Source organism: Pseudomonas sp. (assembly GCF_037994325.1).
Taxonomy (GTDB): domain Bacteria; phylum Pseudomonadota; class Gammaproteobacteria; order Pseudomonadales; family Pseudomonadaceae; genus Aquipseudomonas.
In genome coordinates this window covers 1-1,901 of sequence record NZ_JBBNAH010000216.1, presented here as the reverse complement: position 1 = coordinate 1,901, position 1,901 = coordinate 1, and the positions used below count along the sequence as shown (strand labels likewise).

Sequence of the window (1,901 nt, the reverse complement as noted above, 5' to 3'; positions counted from 1 at the left end):
CCACGGGTGACAGCGACAGAGCCGACGTACAGTCAGCCAGCCGCCACGTATGAAGCCATGGTGTTCAATAGCCTCATACGCGTAGCAGGAGCAGCTGGGGTAGAAACGACAGTGACTGGCCATCAATGGGCTGATGGCGTAGCGATAAACCTGAATCGAAGCGAGTGCCAGTTTACGCATGGGGACTGTCGGTAACCCCTGCTTCGGGAAGGACTTCCGGGCTTGGCTTGCTACGTGCCAAGCGTTTCCAGAGTTTGTTGAACTGGTTAGCCAATTCGCCATTCTCCAGATCACCTAGGCCTTTACGGGCAACCACCACAATGTCCCAACCCACCAGGTTGTCCTGGCTAAGACGGAATGAATTGCGGATTACACGTTTCAGGCGGTTGCGCTCAACAGAGAGCTTGACGCTCTTCTTACCGATGACCAAACCCAGGCGGGGGTGATCGAGGTCGTTGTTGCGCGCAAGGAGCAGGACGTTCTTACCCGGAACCTTACCGCTGGGGGAGTCAAAGACTGTCTTGAATTGTCGAGGGGTCAGCAGGCGCTTTTCCCGACTGAAGTCTTGACTCACCACCGGTGCCGAATTATCAAACTGCCAGACGCTTACGGCCTTTGGCACGACGACGGGACAGAACAGCGCGGCCGTTCTTGGTAGCCATACGGGCACGGAAGCCGTGGGTGCGAGCGCGCTTGATAGTGCTTGGTTGGAAAGTGCGTTTCATGGTGCGTTACCTGGGTGGTCGACAACGGGCCGGAATGGCCCCCGTTTTAAGAGACCGGCGATTCTAGAGAAACCAGGCGGTCAGGTCAATTTCCAACCAGCATTCTGTGCAAATGAACGCTTGATAGATAAAGAATATAAAGAAAGAGATATTTAAATCTTTCTTAAAGTATTAACTACTCTTAGCACGGCACCAGTCTGTGGATAAGCGGCTGAAAGCCTTGTAGTTCTTGCTTTGCAGCGAATGATAACCCTGTCTAGAAAGGGTGTGTAGGCTGTTCTGCACCTGCGTATAACCTGGGGATGGAACGCTAATTTATACACAGACCGGTTATCCACTGGCTTTTGTCCTGGGTTATCCCATGAGTTTATCCTCGGTTATCCACAGGGTTTTGTTTTTCCCACTTTTTACTGTTAGAAAATCAATAACACCTTGATTTTACGTGCTGAAAAGTTTCCCAGGCATGTGGATAACTAGCCGTGGGTGCGGGTACAATGCGGTCTGTTTTTGGCCATGCGCCCATTTGTATTAGGGGATTTCTGTGTCTGTGGAACTTTGGCAGCAGTGTGTAGAGCTTCTACGCGATGAGCTGCCGGCCCAGCAATTCAATACCTGGATTCGTCCACTGCAGGTTGAAGCCTCCAGTGACGAGTTGCGCGTGTTCGCCCCCAACCGATTTGTATTGGATTGGGTGAATGAAAAGTACATGAGCCGTTTACTTGAGCTGCTTCACGAGCGCAGCGATGGCATGGCTCCCGCGATTTCCTTATTAATAGGTAGCAAGCGCGCCGCCGTGGCGCGTACGCCAATGCCAGTATCGGCGCCCGCTCAGCCAGCTGCTGCCAGCGTTAGCGCTCCGGTTCGCGAAGAGCCGGTGGCGATGCCAGTGAGCAGCGAGCCATCGCGTGCCAGTTTTGATCCAATGGCAGGTGCGAGTTCGCAAATGGCACCGGCGCGTACCGAGCGAACTGTTCAGGTTGAGGGTGCGCTCAAGCACACCAGTTACCTAAACCGTACATTTACCTTCGAGAATTTTGTTGAGGGTAAATCCAACCAGCTGGCCCGGGCTGCTGCCTGGCAGGTTGCGGATAACCCTAAGCACGGCTACAACCCGTTGTTCCTTTACGGCGGCGTGGGTTTGGGTAAAACCCACTTAATGCACGCGGTGGGTAATCA

4 protein-coding genes are annotated in these 1,901 nt (G+C 53.4%); 1 reads left to right on the top strand and 3 read right to left on the bottom strand.

The window, feature by feature from the left end:
* The 3 genes from yidD to rpmH form a co-directional block, all read right to left on the bottom strand.
* A partial coding sequence (gene yidD / locus AAAB16_RS07360; protein WP_340662759.1) for a membrane protein insertion efficiency factor YidD occupies window positions 1–180 on the bottom strand: 180 nt, incomplete at its 3' end.
* The gene (gene rnpA / locus AAAB16_RS07355) at window positions 173–574 is read right to left on the bottom strand and encodes a ribonuclease P protein component (RefSeq protein ID WP_340662758.1); all 402 of its coding nucleotides are present in this window, start codon (window positions 572–574) and stop codon (window positions 173–175) included. The genes yidD and rnpA, both read right to left, overlap by 8 nt.
* A gap of 16 nt (window positions 575–590) precedes the next feature.
* Window positions 591–725 carry a 50S ribosomal protein L34 gene (rpmH, locus tag AAAB16_RS07350; protein WP_002551315.1) on the bottom strand — a complete coding sequence of 45 codons (135 nt, stop codon included), beginning with the start codon at window positions 723–725 and terminating at the stop codon, window positions 591–593.
* Between the two features lie 541 nt (window positions 726–1,266).
* Between rpmH and AAAB16_RS07345 the strand changes: the two genes are divergently transcribed.
* On the top strand, window positions 1,267–1,901 hold a 635-nt coding region (locus AAAB16_RS07345), incomplete at its 3' end, for a DnaA/Hda family protein (protein WP_340662757.1).